Origin of the sequence: Arthrobacter sp. Leaf141 (assembly GCF_001424565.1) — a bacterium.
Classification (GTDB): Bacteria; Actinomycetota; Actinomycetes; order Actinomycetales; family Micrococcaceae; genus Arthrobacter.
Map to the genome: position 1 here is coordinate 46,981 of NZ_LMOL01000003.1, position 20,330 is coordinate 67,310.

15 protein-coding genes are annotated in these 20,330 nt (G+C 69.3%); 12 read left to right on the top strand and 3 right to left on the bottom strand.

Going from position 1 to position 20,330, the window contains the following annotated elements; genetic code table 11:
- Positions 1-24: 24 nt before the first annotated feature.
- The 3 genes from pheS to ASF72_RS01500 are packed head-to-tail and all read left to right on the top strand — an operon-like array spanning position 25 to position 4,369.
- Positions 25-1,086 (top strand): phenylalanine--tRNA ligase subunit alpha, encoded by a 1,062-nt coding sequence (gene pheS / locus ASF72_RS01490; RefSeq protein ID WP_056595932.1) that lies wholly within the window; start codon positions 25-27, stop codon positions 1,084-1,086.
- A 2-nt stretch (positions 1,087-1,088) separates the two neighbouring features.
- Positions 1,089-3,632 (top strand): phenylalanine--tRNA ligase subunit beta, encoded by a 2,544-nt coding sequence (gene pheT / locus ASF72_RS01495; RefSeq protein ID WP_056595935.1) that lies wholly within the window; start codon positions 1,089-1,091, stop codon positions 3,630-3,632.
- 38 nt (positions 3,633-3,670) lie between these two features.
- On the top strand, positions 3,671-4,369 hold the full coding sequence (locus ASF72_RS01500; RefSeq protein ID WP_056595939.1) for a 4'-phosphopantetheinyl transferase family protein: 699 nt from the start codon (positions 3,671-3,673) through the stop codon (positions 4,367-4,369).
- Positions 4,370-4,373: 4 nt separating this feature from the next.
- On the opposite strand, the gene ASF72_RS01505 is transcribed toward ASF72_RS01500, so the two are convergent.
- The 3 genes from ASF72_RS01505 to ASF72_RS01515 all read right to left on the bottom strand — a co-directional run bounded on the left by ASF72_RS01505 (position 4,374) and on the right by ASF72_RS01515 (position 10,874).
- A complete protein-coding gene (locus ASF72_RS01505; protein WP_056595942.1) occupies positions 4,374-5,735 on the bottom strand; it encodes a M1 family metallopeptidase in 1,362 nt (453 codons plus the stop codon).
- A gap of 19 nt (positions 5,736-5,754) precedes the next feature.
- Positions 5,755-9,651, bottom strand: coding sequence for a Pls/PosA family non-ribosomal peptide synthetase (locus ASF72_RS01510; RefSeq protein ID WP_056595999.1), 3,897 nt, complete (start codon positions 9,649-9,651; stop codon positions 5,755-5,757).
- A 257-nt stretch (positions 9,652-9,908) separates the two neighbouring features.
- Positions 9,909-10,874, bottom strand: coding sequence for a quinone oxidoreductase family protein (locus tag ASF72_RS01515; RefSeq protein WP_050685681.1), 966 nt, complete (start codon positions 10,872-10,874; stop codon positions 9,909-9,911).
- A 149-nt stretch (positions 10,875-11,023) separates the two neighbouring features.
- On the opposite strand from ASF72_RS01515, the gene argC reads away from it, so the two are divergent.
- The 9 genes from argC (at position 11,024) to ASF72_RS01560 (ending at position 20,297) form a co-directional block, all read left to right on the top strand.
- The gene (gene argC / locus ASF72_RS01520) at positions 11,024-12,055 is read left to right on the top strand and encodes an N-acetyl-gamma-glutamyl-phosphate reductase (RefSeq protein WP_056595945.1); all 1,032 of its coding nucleotides are present in this window, start codon (positions 11,024-11,026) and stop codon (positions 12,053-12,055) included.
- The gene (gene argJ / locus ASF72_RS01525; RefSeq protein ID WP_056595948.1) at positions 12,052-13,218 is read left to right on the top strand and encodes a bifunctional glutamate N-acetyltransferase/amino-acid acetyltransferase ArgJ; all 1,167 of its coding nucleotides are present in this window, start codon (positions 12,052-12,054) and stop codon (positions 13,216-13,218) included. Before argC ends, argJ begins: the two co-directional genes overlap by 4 nt.
- A 19-nt stretch (positions 13,219-13,237) precedes the next feature.
- A complete protein-coding gene (gene argB, locus ASF72_RS01530) occupies positions 13,238-14,191 on the top strand; it encodes an acetylglutamate kinase (protein WP_050685678.1) in 954 nt (317 codons plus the stop codon).
- A gap of 14 nt (positions 14,192-14,205) precedes the next feature.
- On the top strand, positions 14,206-15,456 hold the full coding sequence (locus tag ASF72_RS01535) for an acetylornithine transaminase (protein WP_157370868.1): 1,251 nt from the start codon (positions 14,206-14,208) through the stop codon (positions 15,454-15,456).
- Positions 15,453-16,448: an ornithine carbamoyltransferase gene (gene argF, locus ASF72_RS01540; RefSeq protein WP_056595955.1), complete on the top strand. Its 996-nt coding sequence runs from the start codon at positions 15,453-15,455 to the stop codon at positions 16,446-16,448. Before ASF72_RS01535 ends, argF begins: the two co-directional genes overlap by 4 nt.
- A complete protein-coding gene (locus ASF72_RS01545) occupies positions 16,445-16,975 on the top strand; it encodes an arginine repressor (protein WP_050685675.1) in 531 nt (176 codons plus the stop codon). The genes argF and ASF72_RS01545 overlap by 4 nt, the downstream gene beginning before the upstream one ends.
- A 49-nt stretch (positions 16,976-17,024) precedes the next feature.
- Positions 17,025-18,230 (top strand): argininosuccinate synthase, encoded by a 1,206-nt coding sequence (locus ASF72_RS01550; RefSeq protein ID WP_050685674.1) that lies wholly within the window; start codon positions 17,025-17,027, stop codon positions 18,228-18,230.
- Positions 18,231-18,235: 5 nt separating this feature from the next.
- On the top strand, positions 18,236-19,672 hold the full coding sequence (gene argH, locus ASF72_RS01555; protein ID WP_056595958.1) for an argininosuccinate lyase: 1,437 nt from the start codon (positions 18,236-18,238) through the stop codon (positions 19,670-19,672).
- Between the two features lie 88 nt (positions 19,673-19,760).
- Positions 19,761-20,297, top strand: a complete 537-nt coding sequence (locus ASF72_RS01560; RefSeq protein ID WP_056595960.1) for a pyridoxine/pyridoxamine 5'-phosphate oxidase — start codon at positions 19,761-19,763, stop codon at positions 20,295-20,297.
- Positions 20,298-20,330 lie beyond the last annotated feature (33 nt).

The window sequence follows — 20,330 nt, forward strand, 5'->3', positions numbered from 1 at the left end:
GCAACTCGTAGCTAAGAACAGTAGATGACTGAAACTTTGCCGGGCGCCGCCATCCCGAACCCCACGGATGAAGCCGCCATCAACGCCGCTGTAGACCAGGCCATCACCGCCATTGCCGGTGCTGGCACCCTCGATGGGCTGAAGGCGGTGCGGCTGGCGCACACGGGCGAAAAGTCGCCCCTGAGCCTCGCCAACCGCGAAATCGGAGCCCTTCCCAAAGACCAGAAAGCCATCGCCGGCAAGCTGATGGGGTCTTCCCGCGGCAAGGTCAACAAAGCGCTCGCGGACCGGACAGCCGAGCTGGAAGCCGAAAACGACGCCCGGATCCTGCTGGAAGAAACCGTTGACGTTACCGCCGCGCCCCGCCGTCGTCGTGCCGGCGCCCGGCACCCGCTCTCAACGCTGCAGGACCGCGTTGCGGACATCTTTGTGGGCATGGGCTGGGAAATCGCCGAAGGCCCCGAGGTTGAATCGGAATGGTTCAACTTCGACGCACTGAACTTCAAGCCGGACCACCCGGCCCGCGAAATGCAGGACACCTTCTTTGTGGAGCCGCCCGAGGCGCACCTGGTGATGCGCACCCACACCTCCCCGGTGCAGGTGCGCTCCATGCTGGAACGCGAAGTCCCCATCTATGTGCTGTGCCCCGGCAAGGTGTTCCGCACCGATGAACTCGATGCCACCCACACCCCGGTGTTCCACCAGTTCGAGGGCCTGGCCATCGACAAAAACCTGAGCATGGCCGACCTCCTGGGCACCCTGGAGCACTTCACCCGGCAGATGTTCGGCGATGAGGCCTCCGTCCGGCTGCGGCCCAACTATTTCCCGTTCACCGAGCCGTCCGCCGAACTGGACATCTGGCACCCCGGCGCCAAGGGTGGTCCGCGCTGGATCGAGTGGGGTGGCTGCGGCATGATCAACCCCAACGTCCTGCGCGCCGCCGGCATCGACCCGGACGTGTACTCGGGTTTTGCCTTCGGCATGGGGATCGAACGCGCCCTGATGTTCCGCAACGAGGTGGGCGACATGCGCGACATGATCGAAGGCGATGTACGTTTCAGCGAGCACTTCGGGATGGAGATCTAAGCATGCGTATCCCAATTTCCTGGCTGCGTGAATTCGCGGCAGTACCGGCCGGAGCAACGGCCGAAGATGTGATGGCGGAACTGGTCAAGGTCGGTTTCGAAGAGGAGGACGTGCACCGTCCCACCGACACCCTGCAGGGTCCCATTGTGGTGGGCCAGGTCCTGAGCATCGTCAAGGAACCCCAGACCAACGGCAAAACCATCAACTGGTGCCAGGTCCGCGTTGTCCCCGAAGGCCAGGAGCAGACCCTCACCGGCGACGGCATCGACCCCTACGGTGTGCAGGGCATCATCTGCGGCGCGCACAACTTCGTGGCAGGGGACAAAGTGGTGGTCACACTGCCCGGCGCCGTCCTGCCCGGCGACTTCCGCATCTCGGCGCGGAAAACCTACGGCCACCTTTCCGCCGGCATGATCGCCTCCGTCCGTGAACTGGGGATCGGCGATGACCACGACGGCATCCTGGTGCTGTCCCGGATCGGCCTGGACCCGGAAATCGGCACCGACGCCATGGAACTGCTGGGCCTCTACGACCAGGCAGCCGAAATCAACGTCACCCCTGACCGCGGCTACGCGTTCTCCATCCGCGGTGTGGCCCGCGAGTATGCCCACGCCACCGGCACACCATTCACGGACCCCGCCGCCAACGTGCAGGCGCCCCAGGGCCTCACCGGCGGCTACGCCGTGACACTTGACGACGCCGCCCCCATCTACGGCAAGCCGGGCTGCGACAGGTTTGTGGCCCGCACCGTCTCAGGCGTTGACGCCACCAGGCCCACGCCGCCGTGGATGACGTCCCGGCTGCGGCTGGCCGGCATCCGTTCCATTTCCCTTCCCGTGGACATCTCCAACTACGTGATGCTTGAACTGGGCCAGCCCACGCACTGCTACGACAAGGACAAATTGTCCGGCGGCATTGTGGTGCGCCGCGCCGCCGCGGGCGAGAGGCTCACCACCCTTGACGGGAAGGACCGGGCGCTCGACGCCGGGGACCTCCTGATCACCGACGGTTCCGGCCCGATCGGCATTGCCGGTGTGATGGGCGGCGCCGCGACCGAGGTGGGCGATTCGACGTCGACCATCCTGGTGGAGGCCGCCCACTTCGACGAGGTGTCAATCGGCCGCTCCCGGCGCCGCCACAAGCTGCCGTCCGAGGCGTCCAAGCGCTTCGAGCGTGGCGTGGACTGGCACGTGGCGGATGTTGCAGCCCAGCGTGTGGTTGACCTGCTGGTTGACCTCGCCGGCGGCACCGCCGACGCAACCGGGACGGATGTTGGGACCGCGCCCGGCGCCGTCACCATCACCCTGCCGGCAGGCTTCGCCGCGCAGCGGATCGGCATCGACTTCACCGCGGAGCAGATCACCACCTCCCTGGTGGACCTCGGCGCCACCGTTGAAGCGTCCGACGCCGGCTGGACCGTCACGGCGCCCAGCTGGCGGAGCGACCTGGAAACCAAGGAAGACCTGACCGAGGAAATCGCCCGGCTGGTGGGGTACGACAAGATCCCTGCCACCTTGCCCGTGGCGCCACCCGGCCGCGGCCTGACCCGGCTGCAGCAGCAGCGCCGGCGCCTCATCCAGGCCCTGGCGGACGCCGGCCTCACCGAGGTCCTGTCCTACCCGTTTGTCACCAAGGCAGCGAACGACACGTTCGGCGTCGCCGAGGCCGGCGCTGTCCGCAGCGCCGTCAAGCTGGCCAACCCCATCAGCGAGGAGCAGGGCTTCCTGCGGACCTCCATCCTGCCGGGCCTGATCGAGGTGGCCAAGCGCAACCACTCCCGCGGCTTCCGCGACCTCGCCGTCTTCGAAAGCGGCCTGGTGTTCCTGCCGTCCGGTACCGTGGGCACCGCGGAGATCCCGCCGTTGGGCGCCAAGCCTTCGGACGAGGTGCTTGATGGACTGTACGACGGCGTCCCGGACCAGCCGTTCCACGTCGCCGCCGTATTCACCGGACACGACTCACCGGCAGCCGCGGCCCACACGCCGCGCGCCTGGGACTGGGCCGACGCACTGGACATCGCCCGGTTTGCCGGCGACGTCCTGGGCGTTGACCTGGTGGCCAGCCAGGGCAGGCACCAGGCCTTCCACCCGGGCCGGGCGGCGCTGCTGTCGCTGCGTTCCGGGGAACCGGTGGGCTACGCCGGCGAACTGCATCCCAAGCTCCTGGCCGCAGCGGACATGCCCGCCCGCTCCGTGGCGCTGGAACTGAACGCGGACGCCCTGTTCCAAGCCGCGCCGGACGTGATTGTGGCCCGCCACATCTCCGCGTTCCCCGTGGCCACCCAGGACGTGGCACTCGTGGTGCCTGCCGACGTGCCGGCTGACAGTGTCCTCGCTGCGCTCCGCGAAGGCGCCGGCGAACTCCTGGAGGACGTGGCACTGTTTGACGTCTACGCCGGCAAGGGCATCGAGGACGGCCGGAAGTCGCTGGCCTTCGGGCTCCGGTTCCGGGCCGCCGACAGGACACTGACGGCGGATGAGGCCTCGGCAGCCCGCGAAAGTGCCGTGGCGCTGGCCGGCGAGCGGTTCGGCGCCGTCCAGCGCTAGGAGCCGCTGCGGCGGGAAGTCCTGGAAGGGCGGGATGCATGGCCTCGAGGTTTGTGGTGCGTGCCATCCCGCCCTTTTTGCTGCCGCCGCAGGCCCCAACAGCCGGCGCGGAGCTGGACACGTCAGAGCTGGCCCGCGCCGCGGCCATGGCACCGGCGGTGCGGGCTGTGTTCGTGGCCGGCCGGCTGGCCCAGCGCCGGTTCGCGGCGGAGCTCCTGGGAGTGCCGGCCGGCGACCTCACCGCCAGCTATCGCTGCCCGCGCTGCGGCCCGGACGCCGGCCACGGCAGGCCCGGCTACACCCTGGCCGGTGTTCCGGCGCCCCTGGTCCTCAGCCTTTCCCGGGCGGCGGGCTGGACCCTGCTGGCCGCCGTGACGGATCCGGCGCCGGGTTTTTTGCTCGGCGTTGATGTGGAGGACCCGGCCCGGACCGGTTTTGCGGGCTTTGCCGGCGTGGCCCTGACGGCAGCCGAGCAGCGGGCGGTGGCGCCGCTCCACGGGGACATGTTGCTGGCCGCCCAGGCCCGGCTCTGGGCGCGCAAGGAAGCCTGGTTGAAAATGACCGGCGAGGGGCTGCGGACGTCCCCGGCCGGACTGGACGTCACCGCCCTGCCGGGCCTGGCTGACTTGGCCCCCGCCCGGAGCGGGCTGCCCGCCCACCTGGCGGCCGCCGTCGCCCGTTCCGACGGGACGCTGCCGGAGCTGGCTGGAGACCCGGCACTGGAACAGCAGGCCTGAGCCCTCAGCTCCCGGGCAGTGGCGGCAGGGCTTCCTCGTAGAGCCACGGGTGGAGCAACGCCTCCGAATCAAGCCCCGTGGCCCGGTCCACGGCCAGGATGAAGTCGGCGGTGGCCACCGATCCGTGGCGGTGCGCCGTGGCCCATTCCTGCAGCAGCGCAAAAAAGGCCAGGTCGCCGCAGGCCACCCGGACCGCGTGCAGGGCCAGGGCGCCGCGCTTATACACCCGGTCATCAAACATGTGTTCCGGGCCGGGATCGCCCACCAGCAGGTCCTGGGCATCGGCGTTGAGCCGGCGCCAGGCAGCAGCCGCCCGGTCCGCCACACCCATCACGCCGGCCTCCTCGGACCAGATCCATTCGGCGTAGCAGGCAAAGCCCTCATGCAGCCAGATGTCCTGCCAGGAAGCGGCGGTCAGCGAATTGCCGAACCATTGGTGGGAGAGCTCATGGGCGACCAGGCGCTGCGCCTCCCAGTCCAGCTCAAGGTGGTTGGGGCCCAGGATGGACATGCCCTGCGCCTCCAGCGGGATCTCCAACACGTCCTCCGCGACCACCACCGTGTAGGCAGGGAAGGGATAGGGCCCAAAGCAGTTGATGAACGTGCGCATCATGGCCGGCTGGTGGGCCAGGCCAAGGCGGGCCTGGCCGGCGAGGGCCGGGGGAACGGCCACCAGCTGGGTGACCTGGCCGGGGTGGCGGCCGGCGTCGAGCTCCAGCAGCTGGTACCGGCCGATCTGCACGGTGGCGAGATACGTGGCCATGGGTTCGGCCTGGTCATAGGTCCAGGTCTCGCGGCTGGATCGGGTGGTGTGGCCCTGCAGGGTGCCGTTGCATACGGCCCGGTAGTTCGCGTCCGTGGTGACAGTGAACCGGTAGCTGGCCTTGTCGCGCGGGTGGTCGTTGCAGGGGAACCAGGACGGCGCGCCGTTGGGCTGGCCGGCCACCAGGACCCCGTCGGAAAGCTCCTCCCAGCCCACCTCGCCCCAGAAGCCCCGGCGCGGCGCCGGATTGCCTTCGTACCGGACTTCAAGCGTGAACGGCTGCCCGGGTTCCAGGGGTACCGGTGTTGAGACCACCAGCTGCTCGGCGCGCTGGCTGAAGCGGGCTGCCTTCCGGCCGTCCAGCTGGACTTTGGTGGCGCGCAGCCCGGTCAGGTCAAGGACAATGGCCGACGCCTGTTCCTGGGCCACGCCGCGCAGCACCGCCCTGCCGCTGAGGCGGTTGCTGGCCACTTTGTAGTCGAGGAACAGGTCGTAGTGCTCCACCCGGTATGCGCTGGTACCTGCACCGGGCAGGTAGGGGTCGGGCGCGCCGCCGCCCGGCAGGCCGATCGGGCTGCCGGCGGGTGGTGCTGTGGGACTCATGAACGACCTTAGGTTTGTGTCAGGCAGGCGGGGCGGCGGGGCCGGTCCACGGACTGACCGGGTTGCCCATCCAGTACGTGGCGGCAGGCACCGATTCGCCGCGCATCACCAGGGATGCCGGGCCTACGGTACCGCCGGCGCCGATGCTGGCCTGTGGCAGGATGACCCCGTGCGGTCCCATGGTGGCACCGTCTTCGAGCGTAACAGCGTCCAGGCTCATCACCCGGTCGTGGAAAAGGTGGGTCTGGACCACGCAGCCGCGGTTGACTGTTGCGTTGCGGCCCAGGGTTACCAGGTCCGCTTCCGGCAGCCAGTAGCTCTCGCACCAGGTGCCGGTGCCGATGCTGGCGCCGAGGCTCCGGAGCCACCAGACCAGGGCCGGGGTGCCGGTGGCTGCGCGGGCGAACCAGGGGGCGCTGACCATCTCGATGAACGTGTCCACCACTTCGTTCCGCCAGATGAAGGAACTCCACAGCGGATGTTCGCCGGCCCGGATCCTGCCCACCAGGATCCATTTGGCCAGCACGGAAGCCGCGGCGGCCGCGGCCCCGGCCAGGATCATCACCACGCCGCTGAGCAGGGCGGCCACGGCGTAGTTGAAGGTACCGGCCAGCCAATCGAAGGCGAGCATCACTGCCACGGCGATGCCAACGGTGAGCATCACGGGAATAAACCGGCCCAGTTCCCAGAGGGTCCTGGCCACTTTGAGCCGGAACGGCGGCTGGAAGGTGCGGGCGTCGTCGGAGGCAATCGCGGTACGCCGCAGCCGGACGGGCGGGCTGCCCAGCCATGAGGTGCCGGACTTCGCCTTGGCCGGCGTGGCGGACAGGACGGCCACCAGCGAGTTCTTGGGCACGTTCCGGCCCGCGGCCGTCATGCCGGAGTTGCCCAGGAACGAGCGCTTGCCGATCTTGGCCGGGGCCACACGGAGCCAGCCGCCGTCCAGTTCGTAGGACGCCACCATGGTGTCGTCGGCCAGGAACGCGCCTTCGCCCACGGTGGTCATCTTGGGGATCAGCAGGACAGTGGAGGCTTCGACGTTTTTGCCGATTTTGGCGCCCAGGAGGCGCAGCCACACCGGGGTGAACAGGCTGGCGTAGATGGGGAACAGCAGGTCCCGGGCCAGGTCCAGGACTCGTTCGGTGGCCCACACCTGCCAGCCAACCCGGCTGCGCACCCGGTGGTGGCCTTCGACCAGCCCGATGCCCAGCAGCCTCGTGGCGGCCAGGATCAGCAGGGCGTTGGTGAGTAACCAGGCCAGCGCTGCCGGTGCCAGCGCCAGGGCCAAGCCGGGAATCGCGGCAGAAAGCGAGGAGCTGCCCTGGATGAACGGGTACGCCACCGCGAGTGCGGCACCGGCCGCCACGATGGGCAGCAGGGCCAGGGCCGCCGAGGCCGAGGCAAACCCGGCAAACCACAGCCTGGCCAGGAACCTGCCCTGCGCCGGGGCGTCCGGGAAGGAGTGCCGGGCTTTGCCGCGGCGCACTGCGGGGGAGCCGGCCACCAGCTGGCCGGCCTTGACCTTCCCCAGCACCGCGGACCCGGCCTCCACCTGCGCCCCGGCACCGATCGAGGCGCCGGGCATCAGCGTGCTCCGGGCTCCCACCGTGGCGCCTGCACCGATCCGGACGGCGCCGATATGGACGCTGTCGCCGTCGATCCACCAGCCGGACAGGTCCACTTCCGGTTCCACGTTGGCCCCCGGTCCCAGCGTCAGCAAACCTGTAACCGGCGGCAGCGAATGGAGCTGGACGTCCCGGCCGATCTTCGCGCCAAGGGCCCTGGCGTAGTAGGGCACCCACGGCGCGCTGGCCAGGCTGATGGCGCCGGAAAGGTCCTGGATCTGCTCGGCCAGCCACAGCCGGAGATGAACCCGGCCCGAGCGTGGATACGTCCCCGGCCCGACACCGCGCAACAGGAACCGGGCTGCGGCCACCGACATCAGCATCCGGCCGGCCGGGCTGACGAAGAGCAGCCAGGCGGCGGCCACCCACCACCAGGAAACGGTGGGCGCTGCCGAGAAACCTGCCACCGCCGCGAGCACGTTGTTGGCGGCCATCACGTAGGTCAGCCACCGCATGCCCACCAGGATGTGCAGCGGGACGCCCATCAAGGTCTGGAAGATCTGCGATTTCCGGGCCGTGGGCCGGACGGGCCGTTCCCTGGCCGGCCCGGCCGTACCGCCCGGGTTGGACTGCCGGGCCACTTCCACCAGTGCTCCGATGCGGGGCGTGGCGTAGATGTCCGCAACGGTGATGGTGGGGTAGCGCCGGCGCAGGGCCGAGACCAGTTGCGCGGCGGACAGCGAGCCGCCGCCGTAAGCAAAGAAGTCAGCGTCGAGGGACGTGACCGGGCTGCCCAGCACGGCGCTCCACTGCTCCACGATCCAGGCGGCGTCGTCCGGCAGGTTCAATGGGGCGGCATCGGCTGCCGCGGCACCGGCGCCGGCCAGCGGCCAGGGCAGCGCGTGGCGGTCCACCTTTCCGCTGGTTTTGGTGGGCAGCGAGGGGACCACGGTCAGCAGGGGAACCAGGGCCGCCGGCAGGCTGGTGCCGAGCAGCGCACGGGCTGCAGCCAGGTCGATGTCCTGTCCGGAAGCGGGGGCCAGGTATCCCACCAGGATCTGGTTCCCTGCCGCCGTGGTGCGGACGGCCGCCGCGGCGCCGCCCACGTGCGGCAACGACTGGAGGGCGGCATCGATCTCGCCGAGTTCGATCCTGCGGCCGCCCAGCTTGACCTGTTCGTCCGCGCGGCCCTGGAAGATCAGGCCGGCCTGCTCGTACTTGACCAGGTCGCCGGAGCGGTAGGCGCGTTTCCAGCCGAGGCTGGGCATGGGGGCGTACTTCTCGGCGTCCTTGGCGGGGTCGAGGTAGCGGGCCAGGCCTACGCCGCCGATGATCAGCTCACCGACTTCCCCTTCGGCAACGGGCACCCCATCGGCGTCCACCACTGCCAGGTCCCAGCCGTCCAGCGGCAGCCCGATCCGGACCGGCCCGGGGCCGCCCAGCGGGGCAGCGCAGGCAACCACTGTCGCTTCCGTGGGGCCGTAGGTGTTCCAGACTTCGCGGCCATCCACGGCCAGGCGTTCGGCGAGTTCCGGCGGGCAGGCTTCGCCGCCGAAAATCAGCAACCGGACGCTCTCCAGCGATTCCGCGGGCCACAGCGCCGCCAGCGTGGGGACTGTGGAGACTGCCGTGATGCCGTGGCTGATCAGCCACGGGCCAAGGTCCATTCCGGTGCGCACTAGGGCCCGCGGGGCGGGCACCAGGGCTGCACCGTGGCGCCAGGCCAGCCACATCTCCTCGCAGGAAGCGTCAAAGGCCACCGACAGCCCGGCCAGGACCCGGTCCTGTGGCCCCAACGGCTCCCCGGTCAGGAAAATCCGGGCTTCGGCGTCCACAAACGCGGCGGCCGACCGGTGTTGGACGGCCACCCCCTTGGGCGTACCGGTTGAGCCGGACGTAAAAATGATCCAGGCGTCGTCGTCCGGGCCCGGCGGCCGCGCACCGGCAAAAGGCCCGGTGCGTCCGGTGCCGGACAGGACTCCGCCCGTACCCAGCACCCCCGCCACCTTGGCTTCACCGAACACCAGGCGGGCCCGTTCGTCGGGATCGTCAGCGTCCACGGGCACGTAGGCGGCGCCCACCAGCAGCACCGCGAGGATGGCGATGTAAAGCTCGTTGGTGCCGGAGGGGATCCGCACCCCGATCCGGTCCCCGGCGCCCACCCCCGCCTGGTGCAGCTGCAGCGCCGCAGCCCGGACTTCCACCAGAAGCTGGGCGTAACTGAGGGACTGCCGGCCGTCGTCTAGCGCGGAAGCGTCGGGGTAGCGGGCCGCCGTGTCCTGGAGGATGTCGATCAGGGTGCGGACCGGCGGGGTTGCCGGGAGGCCGGGCAGCTGCGGGGCGTGGACCAGGTCCCCGCCGGGCAAAGTTCCGGGCGCAGCATCCGCGGGTCCGGGCTGGCCGGGCACCCCCGGAGCCGGCCCCTCCGGTGGCGCCAAAGGCGCCGCAGCGGAGGTTGCCGGGCCGGAAAGGATGTTCCCCGAAGGGGCATGCTGCGAAGTCACCCGGGCATTGTGCCTGCGCCAGATGAACGGAAGGTGTCCGTGACGGCGGTTTACGTCCCGCTCCCGGAACGTCTGTGTGTCCGCTGTTCCATCCCGGGACGTGCCTAGGGCACCAGGAGGACCTTGCCGGTGGTCCGGCGGCCCTCGAGGTCGCGGTGTGCCTGTGCCGCGTCGGCGAGGCTGTACTGTGCGCCGATCCGGACTTTCAGGCTGCCGTCGGCGGCTGCCGCGAAGACCTCGCCCGAACGCCAGCGCCGCTCGGCGGCGTCCTGCAGGTAGTGCGCCATGGTGGGCCGGGTCAGGAACAGGGAGCCGCCGGCGTTAAGGCGCTGCGGGTCAACCGCGGGCACCGGCCCTGATGCGGCCCCAAAAAGGACCAGGGTGCCGCGGATGCGCAGCGCCGCCAGTGAGCCATCGAACGTATCCTTGCCCACGCCGTCGTACACCACGTCCGCGCCGGTGCCCCCGGTGATGTCCCGGACTTTGTCCGCGAATCCGTCGTACCGGAGCACATGGTCAGCCCCGGCGCCGGCTGCCAGTTCCGCCTTCGCGTCGCTGGAGACAGTGGTGATGACCCTGGCGCCGCGGGCCTTGAGCAGCTGGATCAGCAGCAGGCCAACCCCGCCCGCGCCGGCATGGAGCAGGACCGTGTGGCCGGCGGCCACCTTGAACGTCGAGTTCATCAGGTAGTGGGCGGTGATGCCCTGCAGCGGCAGGGCGGCGGCCGTCAGGTCATCCACACCGTCGGGAACGGGCAGTGCCGCTTCTTCGGGAACCAGGGCGTAACCGGCGTAGCACGCGATGCCCTCCGCGGTGGCGATCCGGTCTCCGGCGGTAAAGTCCTTGACTCCGGCGCCCACAGATTCCACGGTGCCTGCTGCTTCGGAACCGGGCGTGAAGGGATAGGGAACCTGGTAGGCGCCGCTGCGCTTGTAGGTATCAATGAAATTGACGCCCGCGGCGCCCACTTTGATGAGCAGCTGTCCGGAGCCCGGCGTGGGCCGCTCAACGTCCTGGTACTCCAGTACTTCCGGTCCGCCGGCCTGCCGTGCGACGATTGCGTGCGTCATAGCTCTCTTTCCCCGGGACCGGCGTTTCCGGCCCGGCTGCCGCTTCCATCCTAGGTTCTGCCCCCATCGGCGGGGCAAGGGGGCCGCCCTCCGGCGGCGGTGCATAAATATCGGGTCCATTGCATAACTATTGCTGTATAGTCGATGCCATGACTATTTCTGTTGCAGTGTCCGGAGCCAGCGGCTATGCCGGGGGAGAGGTTCTGCGCCTGCTCGCCGTCCACCCCGACGTCACCATCGGCGCCATCACGGCCCACAGCAACGCCGGCTCCCGCCTCGGTGAGCTGCAGCCGCACCTGCACGGGCTGGCCAGCCGCATCCTCGAGGACACCACCGTCGCTAACCTCTCCGGCCACGACGTGGTGTTCCTCGCCCTGCCACATGGCGCCTCCGCGGAGATTGCCGCGCAGCTGCCGGAGGGCACGGTGGTGATCGACGCCGGCGCCGACCACCGCCTCGCCGATCCTGCCGTGTGGGAAAAGTTCTACGGCTCACCGCACGCCGGAACCTGGCCTTACGGGCTCCCCGAACTGCCAGGCCAGCGCGAGGCCCTCAAGGGGGCCAAACGGATTGCCGTGCCCGGCTGCTACCCCACCTCCGCGCTCCTGGCGTTGACGCCGGGCTTCGCGGCGCACCTGCTGGAGCACGATGACGTTGTGATCGTTTCCGCCTCCGGAACCTCGGGTGCCGGGAAAGCCGCCAAGGTCAACCTGATCGGCTCCGAAGTGATGGGCTCCATGAGCCCCTACGGCGTGGGCGGCGGGCACCGGCACACCCCCGAAATCGAACAGGGCCTGGGCCTCGCTGCGGACAGCCCCGTGACCGTTTCCTTCACGCCCACCCTGGCACCCATGAGCCGGGGGATCCTCACCACCGCCACGGCAAAGGTCAAGCCCGGTGTCAGCGCCGACCAGCTGCGCCAGGCCTGGGCGGATGCCTATGACGATGAGCCCTTCGTCCACCTGCTTCCCGAGGGCCAATGGCCGGCCACTAAATCGGTGGTTGGTTCCAACCACGTGGCCATGCAGCTCGCTTTTGATGCCCACGCCAACCGGGTGATCATCACGTGCGTGATCGACAACCTCACCAAAGGCACCGCCGGCGGTGCCGTCCAATCCATGAACATCGCACTTGGCCTGCCGGAAACGGCTGGCCTCAACCTGCAGGGAGTAGCACCGTGACCATCACCGCACCCCAGGGATTCCGCGCCGCCGGCGTCACCGCCGGACTCAAGGCATCAGGAAACCCGGACCTCGCCCTGGTGGTCAACGACGGCCCTTCCAAGGCCGCTGCCGCCGTGTTCACCAGCAACCGCGTTGCGGCCGCTCCCGTGCACTGGTCCCGGCAGGTTGTCTCCGACGGCCGGGTGGACGCCGTGGTCCTGAACTCCGGCGGAGCCAATGCCTGCACCGGGCCCACCGGCTTCCAGAACACCCACAGCACCGCCGAAAAGGTTGCTGACGTGCTGGGCATTTCCGCCACCGACGTGTTTGTCTGCTCCACCGGCCTGATCGGCGAGCAACTCCCCATGGACAAGATCCTGCCCGGTGTCGAGGCCGCAGCCGCTGCGCTGAGCCCCGACGGCGGCCCGGACGCCGGGACCGCCATCATGACCACCGACTCGGTCCCGAAGTCCGCCCTCTTCATCGGCAGCGACGCGGACGGGCAGGAGTTCAGCATCGGCGGCATCGCCAAGGGCGCCGGCATGCTGGCGCCCGGCCTGGCCACGATGCTGGTGGTGCTCACCACCGACGCCGCTGTGGACGCGGACATGCTGGACACCGTCCTCCGCGACGCCACCCGTGTCACCTTCGACCGGGCAGACTCTGACGGCTGCATGTCCACCAATGACACCGTGGTCCTGCTGGCTTCCGGCGCCTCCGGTGCGGTGCCGGACGCGGAGGACTTCGCGGCCGGACTCACCCAGGTCTGCGCCGAGCTGGCCCGCAAGCTGATCGGTGACGCCGAGGGCGCCAGCCACGATATCGCCATCCGCACCTACAACGCCGCCAGCGAAGCGGACGCCGAAACCGTCAGCCGCTCCGTGGCACGGTCCAACCTGTTCAAAGCCGCCATCTTCGGCAAGGACCCCAACTGGGGCCGGGTGCTCTCCGCTGTGGGAACCACCGACGCCGTCTTCGACCCGGACGCCCTGAACGTCAGCATGAACGGCATCCGGATCTGCCGCAACGGCAGCATTGGCGATGACCGCGCGCTGGTGGACCTGGAGCCCCGCGAGGTCCTGGTGGAGATCGACCTGCAGGCCGGCACGGCCGAAGCCACGGTCTGGACCAACGACCTCACCCACGACTACGTGCACGAAAACAGCGCCTACTCAAGCTGACCCACGCCCGGAGGCACGCATGAACACCGAAACCCGCGAAAACACCTCGATGCTGGACGCGCAAAGCAAAGCCGGCACGCTGATTGAAGCCCTGCCCTGGATCCAGCGTTTCGCCGGGACCACCATGGTGATCAAGTACGGCGGCAACGCCATGGTCAACGACGAGCTCCGGCGTGCCTTCGCCGAGGACGTGGTGTTCCTGCACCACGTGGGCATCCACCCCGTGGTGGTCCACGGCGGCGGCCCGCAGATCAACTCCATGCTGGCGCGCCTGGGCATTGAATCCGAGTTCAAGGGCGGACTGCGCGTCACCACGCCGGAGGCCATGGACGTGGTCCGCATGGTCCTGACCGGCCAGGTGGGCCGGGAGCTGGTGGGACTCATCAACTCCCACGGTCCGTACGCGGTGGGCATGTCCGGGGAAGACGGCGGCCTGCTCCGCGCCGTCAGGACCGGAACCGTGGTTGACGGCGAAGACGTGGACCTGGGCCTGGTGGGCGAAGTAGTGGGGGTGAACCCGGAAGGCATCCTCGACATCCTCGCCGCCGGCCGCATCCCGGTGATCTCCACCGTTGCCCCCGAAATCGAAGCCGGCGCCGATCCTGCCGACAGCCGGGTCCAGACCACCGGCCAGGTGCTCAACGTCAACGCCGACACCGCCGCGGCTGCCCTCGCCGAAGCCCTGGGCGCCTCCAAGCTGGTCATCCTCACCGACGTCGAGGGCCTGTACGCCAACTGGCCGGACAAGTCCTCGCTCATCTCCTCGCTGAAGGCCTCGGACCTCCGGGACCTCCTGCCCACGCTGGAGTCGGGGATGATCCCCAAAATGGAAGCCTGCCTCAAGGCAGTGGACGGCGGGGTGGAACGGGCGCATATCGTTGATGGCCGCCTGCCGCACTCCATGCTCCTTGAAACCTTCACCACCGCCGGCATCGGCACCCAGGTGGTTCCCGACCAGGAAGTGAGCGCATGAACGACACTGTTGACATGGGTCCGGCCGGGCCTGACGCCAAAGCATCCGTGATGACCGGAATGGGCAGCGGCGCCGAGTGGCTGTCCCGCTACTCAAGTTCCCTGATGGGTGTCTTCGGCACCCCGCAACGGGTCCTGGTGCGCGGCGCCGGCTGCCTGGTCTGGGACGCCGACGGCAAGGAATACCTTGACCTCCTGGGAGGCATCGCCGTCAACGCGCTGGGCCACGCCCACCCGTTCGTGACCTCCGTGATCGCCAGCCAGCTGGCCACCCTGGGCCACGTCTCCAACTTCTTCACCAGCCCCACCCAGATCGCGCTGGCCGAGAAGCTGCTGGCCCTGGCCAAGGCACCGGCCGGCTCCAAGGTTTTTTTCGCCAATTCCGGCACCGAAGCCGTGGAGGCCGCCTTCAAGCTGGCCCGCCGCAACACCGGCACAGCGGACGCACCACGGACCAAGGTCATTGCGCTGGAGGGCGCCTTCCACGGCCGCACCATGGGCGCCCTGGCCCTCACAGCCAAGGAAGCGTACCGGGCACCCTTCGAACCGCTGCCCGGCGGCGTGGTGCATATCCCCTTCGGCGACCTCGAAGCCCTGCGTGCCGCCGTCGACCATTCCACTGCGGCCGTGTTCCTGGAACCCATCCAGGGTGAAGCCGGTGTCCGGCCGCTGAGCGCCGAATACCTGCAGGCCGCCCGCCGGCTCACCACCGAGGCCGGCGCGCTGCTGATCCTCGACGAGGTCCAGACCGGTGTAGGCCGGACCGGCACCTGGCTGGCCAGCGAAGACGCCGGAATTGTTCCGGACGCCATCACCCTGGCCAAGGGCCTGGGCGGCGGGTTCCCCATCGGCGCGCTGCTGACCATGGGGGAGAAGCCGTCCGCCCTGTTGTCCGCCGGCCAGCACGGCACCACCTTCGGCGGCAACCCGGTGGCAACGGCCGCTGCCCTGGCAACACTGCACGCCATCGAAAACCAGCACGTCCTGGCCAACGTCAACACCGTGGGGGAACACCTGCGCGCCGGCCTGGCCGCCGTTCCCGGCGTGACCGGCGTCCGCGGCAGGGGACTGCTGATCGGCTTCGACCTCGACGCCGACGTGGCACCGGCAGTGGTCCAGGCCGGCCTGGACGCGGGGTTCATCGTTAACGCCCCCGGCCCGCACACCATCCGCCTGGCACCCCCGCTGGTCCTGACGACCGCCCAGGCAGAGACCTTCCTCGCCGCCTTCCCGGCCATCCTCCAGACTGCTAAGGACGCCCAGTGACAGCAACCCCAACCCGGCACTTCCTCAAGGACACCGACCTCAGCCCGGCTGAGCAGGCGGAGGTCCTGGACCTTGCAGTCCGCATGAAAGCCGCGCCGTACAGCGTCCAGCCGTTCGCCGCGGAAGGCAACGGCCGCAAAACGGTAGCGGTGATCTTCGACAAGACCTCCACCCGCACCCGGGTCTCGTTCGCCACCGGCATCGCCGACATGGGCGGCAACGCCCTGATCATCAACCCCGGCGAGGCACAGATCGGGCACAAGGAATCCGTGGCGGACACCGCCAAGGTCCTGGAGCGTATGGTCTCCACCATCGTGTGGCGGACCGGGGCGCACACCGGACTCATGGCCATGGCGGAAAACTCCAGGGTGCCCGTCATCAACGCACTGTGCGATGACTACCACCCGTGCCAGCTCCTGGCGGACCTGCTGACCGTCAAGGAGCACAAGGGCCCGCTGCAGGGCCTCACCATGGCCTACCTCGGCGATTCCGCCAACAACATGGCCAACTCCTACCTGCTGGCCGGGGTCACCGCCGGCATGCACGTCCGGATCGCCGGTCCCGAAGGCTACCTTCCCACCGCGGAGATCGTGGCCGCCGCAGAGGAGCGGGCTGCCCTGACAGGCGGCTCCGTCCTGGTCACCACCGATGCCACCGAAGCCCTCACCGGCGCGGACGTGGTGGCCACCGACACCTGGGTCTCCATGGGCCAGGAAGCGGAAAAGGAAGCCAGGATGCAGCTGTTCCGGAAGTACTCCGTCGACGAGGCGGCCATGTCCCTCGCCGCGGACGACGCCGTGGTGCTGCATTGCCTTCCCGCTTACCGCGGCTACGAGATCTCCGCCGGCGTCATCGACGGTCCGCAGTCCATCGTCTGGGACGAGGCAGAGAACCGGCTGCACGCCCAGAAGGCCCTGATGGCCTGGCTGCTGCACCGGTCCGGCCTGGCAGTGGTGGCTGGCCTTGAGCCCGTGGCGGCTGGCAGCCAGTGACCGTCCCGTCAGCCGGGCCCGCCTCCAGCCCGGCCACCAAAACGGCCCGCCAGGCCCGGATCACGGCCCTGCTCACGGGCCAGTCCGTGCGCTCCCAGGCGGAGCTTGCGGCGCTGCTGGCGGACGACGGCGTCCAGGTCACCCAGGCCACCCTGTCCAGGGACCTGGTGGAGCTCGGCGCCGTCCGGGTCCGCGGCCAGGAGGGCGTGCTGGTTTACGCAGTCCCGGGTGAAGGCGGGGAACGGGCCGCCAAAAGCGGGGTGAGCCAGGAAATCCTGGACGCCCGGCTGGCCCGGCTCTGCAGCGAACTGCTGGTCACGGCGGAAGCCTCGGCCAACATCGCCGTCCTCCGCACCCCGCCCGGCGCGGCGAACTTTCTGGCTCTCGCAATCGACCATTCGGTGATGCCGTCCATCCTGGGCACCATCGCCGGTGACGACACCGTCCTGCTGGTCTCCCGGGACCCCCTGGGCGGACCCGACCTCGCCGCGCGCTTCCTGCAGCTGGCCGAGGAAGCCGGGCAATAAGCTTGATGGCAACAACACCAACCAAACCCTCAATTCAAGGAGCATTTAAGTGACTGAACGCATTGTGCTGGCCTACTCCGGCGGCCTGGACACCTCAGTAGCCATCGGCTGGATCGGTGAAGCCACCGGTGCCGAGGTCATCGCCGTGGCCGTTGACGTTGGACAGGGCGGCGAGTCGCTGGAGACCATCCGTCAGCGCGCCCTGGGCTGCGGCGCCGTCGAAGCCTACGTGGCCGACGCGTCGGATGAGTTCGCCAACGAGTACTGCATGCCCACGCTGAAGGCCAACGCCCTCTACCAGGGCCACTACCCGCTGGTCTCGGCCATTTCCCGTCCGGTGATCGTGAAGCACCTGGTCAAGGCCGCCCGCGAATTCGGCGCCACCACCGTGGCACACGGCTGCACCGGCAAGGGCAACGACCAGGTCCGCTTCGAAGTCGGCATCCAGACCCTTGGGCCGGACCTGAAGTGCATCGCCCCCGTCCGCGACCTCGCCCTCACCCGCGACAAGGCCATCGCCTTCGCCGAGGAAAAGGGCCTGCCCATCGAGACCACCAAAAAGAACCCGTACTCGATCGACCAGAACGTCTGGGGCCGTGCCGTCGAAACCGGCTACCTTGAGGACATCTGGAACGCCCCCACCAAGGACATCTACGACTACACCGCCACCCCGGAGTTCCCGCCGGCCCCGGATGAAGTCACCATCTCCTTCGAAGCCGGCGTGCCGGTGGCGATCGACGGCGTCCGGGTCACCCCGCTGCAGGCCATCAAGGAACTGAACCGCCGGGCCGGCGCCCAGGGCGTGGGCCGGATCGACGTTGTCGAGGACCGCCTCGTGGGCATCAAGTCCCGCGAAATCTACGAGGCCCCCGGCGCCATGGCGCTGATCACCGCGCACAAGCACCTCGAGGACATCACCGTCGAGCGCGAGCAGGCCCGCTTCAAGGCCACCGTTGGCCAGCGCTGGGCCGAGCTGGTCTACGACGGACAGTGGTTCTCCCCGCTGAAGCGTTCCCTCGACGCCTTCATCGAAGACACCCAGAAGTACGTCACCGGCGACATCCGCATGACCCTGCACGGCGGCCAGGCAATCGTCAACGGCCGCCGCTCCGACACGTCCCTGTACGACTTCGACCTGGCCACCTACGACACCGGCGACACCTTCGACCAGTCACAGGCCAAGGGCTTCATCGAACTGTGGGGCATGTCCGCCAAGGTGGCCTCGGGCCGCGACATCCGCGTCGCAGGAAAGTAGCCCCCGTGGCTGAGCACAAATCCGGGGTGCGCTCGGGGACCAATACAGGTGCGCTGTGGGGCGGCCGGTTCGCCGGCGGCCCCGCGGACGCCCTCGCGGCGCTGAGCAAGTCCACGCATTTTGACTGGCGGCTGGCCCGCTACGACATTGCCGGGTCCAAGGCGCACGCCCGTGTGCTGCACAAGGCCGGACTGCTGGACGACGCCGAACTCGACGGGATGCTGGTCGCCCTCACCCGCCTGGATGAGGACGTGGCGTCCGGTGCCTACCTGCCCGCCGACTCCGACGAGGACGTGCACGGATCGCTGGAACGCGGCCTGATCGAACGCGCCGGAACCCAGCTGGGCGGCAAGCTCCGCGCCGGCCGGTCCCGCAACGACCAGGTGGCAACCCTGGGCCGGATGTTCCTGCGCGACCACGCCCGGATCATCGCCCGCGGCGTGCTGGCCACCGTGGACTCCCTCATGGGGCAGGCCAAGGCCCACCACGGTGTGGCCATGCCGGGCCGCACCCACCTGCAGCACGCCCAGCCGGTGCTGCTGAGCCATCACCTGCTGGCCCACGCCTGGGCGCTGCTGCGTGATGTGCAGCGGCTCCAGGACTGGGATAAGCGGGCCGGCGTTTCGCCGTACGGTTCCGGCGCCCTGGCGGGTTCCTCGCTGGGCCTGGACCCGGAAGCGGTGGCCGCGGACCTGGGCTTCTTCTCCGCCACGCACAACTCGATCGACGGCACCGCGTCCCGCGACGTTTTCGCCGAGTTCGCCTGGGTCACGGCCATGATCGGTGTTGACCTGTCCCGGATCTCCGAGGAAGTCATCTTCTGGGCCACCAAGGAATTCTCCTTCGTCACACTGCACGATTCCTATTCCACGGGGTCGTCCATCATGCCGCAGAAGAAGAACCCGGATGTTGCCGAGCTGGCACGCGGCAAGGCAGGGCGCCTGATCGGCAACCTGACCGGGCTCCTGGCTACCCTCAAGGGCCTGCCGCTGGCGTACAACCGCGACCTGCAGGAGGACAAGGAGCCGGTCTTCGATGCCGCAGACACCCTGGAGCTGCTGCTTCCGGCCGTGTCCGGCATGATCGCCACCCTGACGTTCAACACCGAGCGCATGGCGTCGCTGGCACCGCAGGGCTTTGCCCTGGCCACCGACATCGCCGAATGGCTGGTCCGGCAGGGCGTGCCGTTCCGGGAAGCGCATGAGCTTTCCGGCGCCGCCGTCAAGCAGGCCGAATCCCGCGGCGTTGAACTGTGGGACCTGACAGACGAGGAATACGCGGACATCTCCGCGCACCTCACGCCGGAGGTCCGCACGGTACTGTCCACGGAGGGCTCGCTTAACAGCCGCAACTCCCAGGGCGGCACGGCACCGGCCGCCGTCGAACGCCAGCTCACCGCGCTGGAAGCCGAACTGGAAGCCGTCCGCGCCTACGCCGGCTAGCTCCCGCACGCCCCTCCCGCCTGTTGATCCGACAGGCGGGAGGGGCGTTCTGCGTTAACCTGCGGGGCAGCCCCGCTAGCATGGCGCCATGACCCAAACCTTCCGGCAGTTCCTCCGCGCGCTGCCCGACTTCCCCGCGGAACTTCCCGATTTCGACCCGGACACCGCGCCGGCGGACCCTGCCGCGCTGTTCCGGCTCTGGCTGGACCAGGCCCTCGCCGCCGGTGAACCGCAGCCGCACGCCTTCAGCCTGGCGACGGTGGCCGGCGGCGGGCAGCCGTCGGCACGGATGCTGATCCTGAAGGACATTGACGACGCCGGCTGGCAGTTCGCCACGTCCCGCACCTCCCGCAAGGGCCGGGAACTCACGGGATCGCCGGTGGCGGCCATGAACTTCTACTGGCATTCGCAGGGCCGGCAGGTGCGGGTGGCCGGTCCCGTGGTGGAGCTCTCCGCCGCCGCATCGGCCTCGGACTGGGACGCCCGGCCGCAGGCTGATGGCAGCAGCAACCCGGACTGGCAGCTCTACGCCCTCCGGCCCGTTGAGATCGAATTCTGGCAGGCCCGGCACAACCGCCGGCACCTGCGGCATCGGTTCGGGGAGGACGGTATCCCGCTCGACTAAGCCGTCGCGCCACGGGACCTGCGCCGGCGGTTC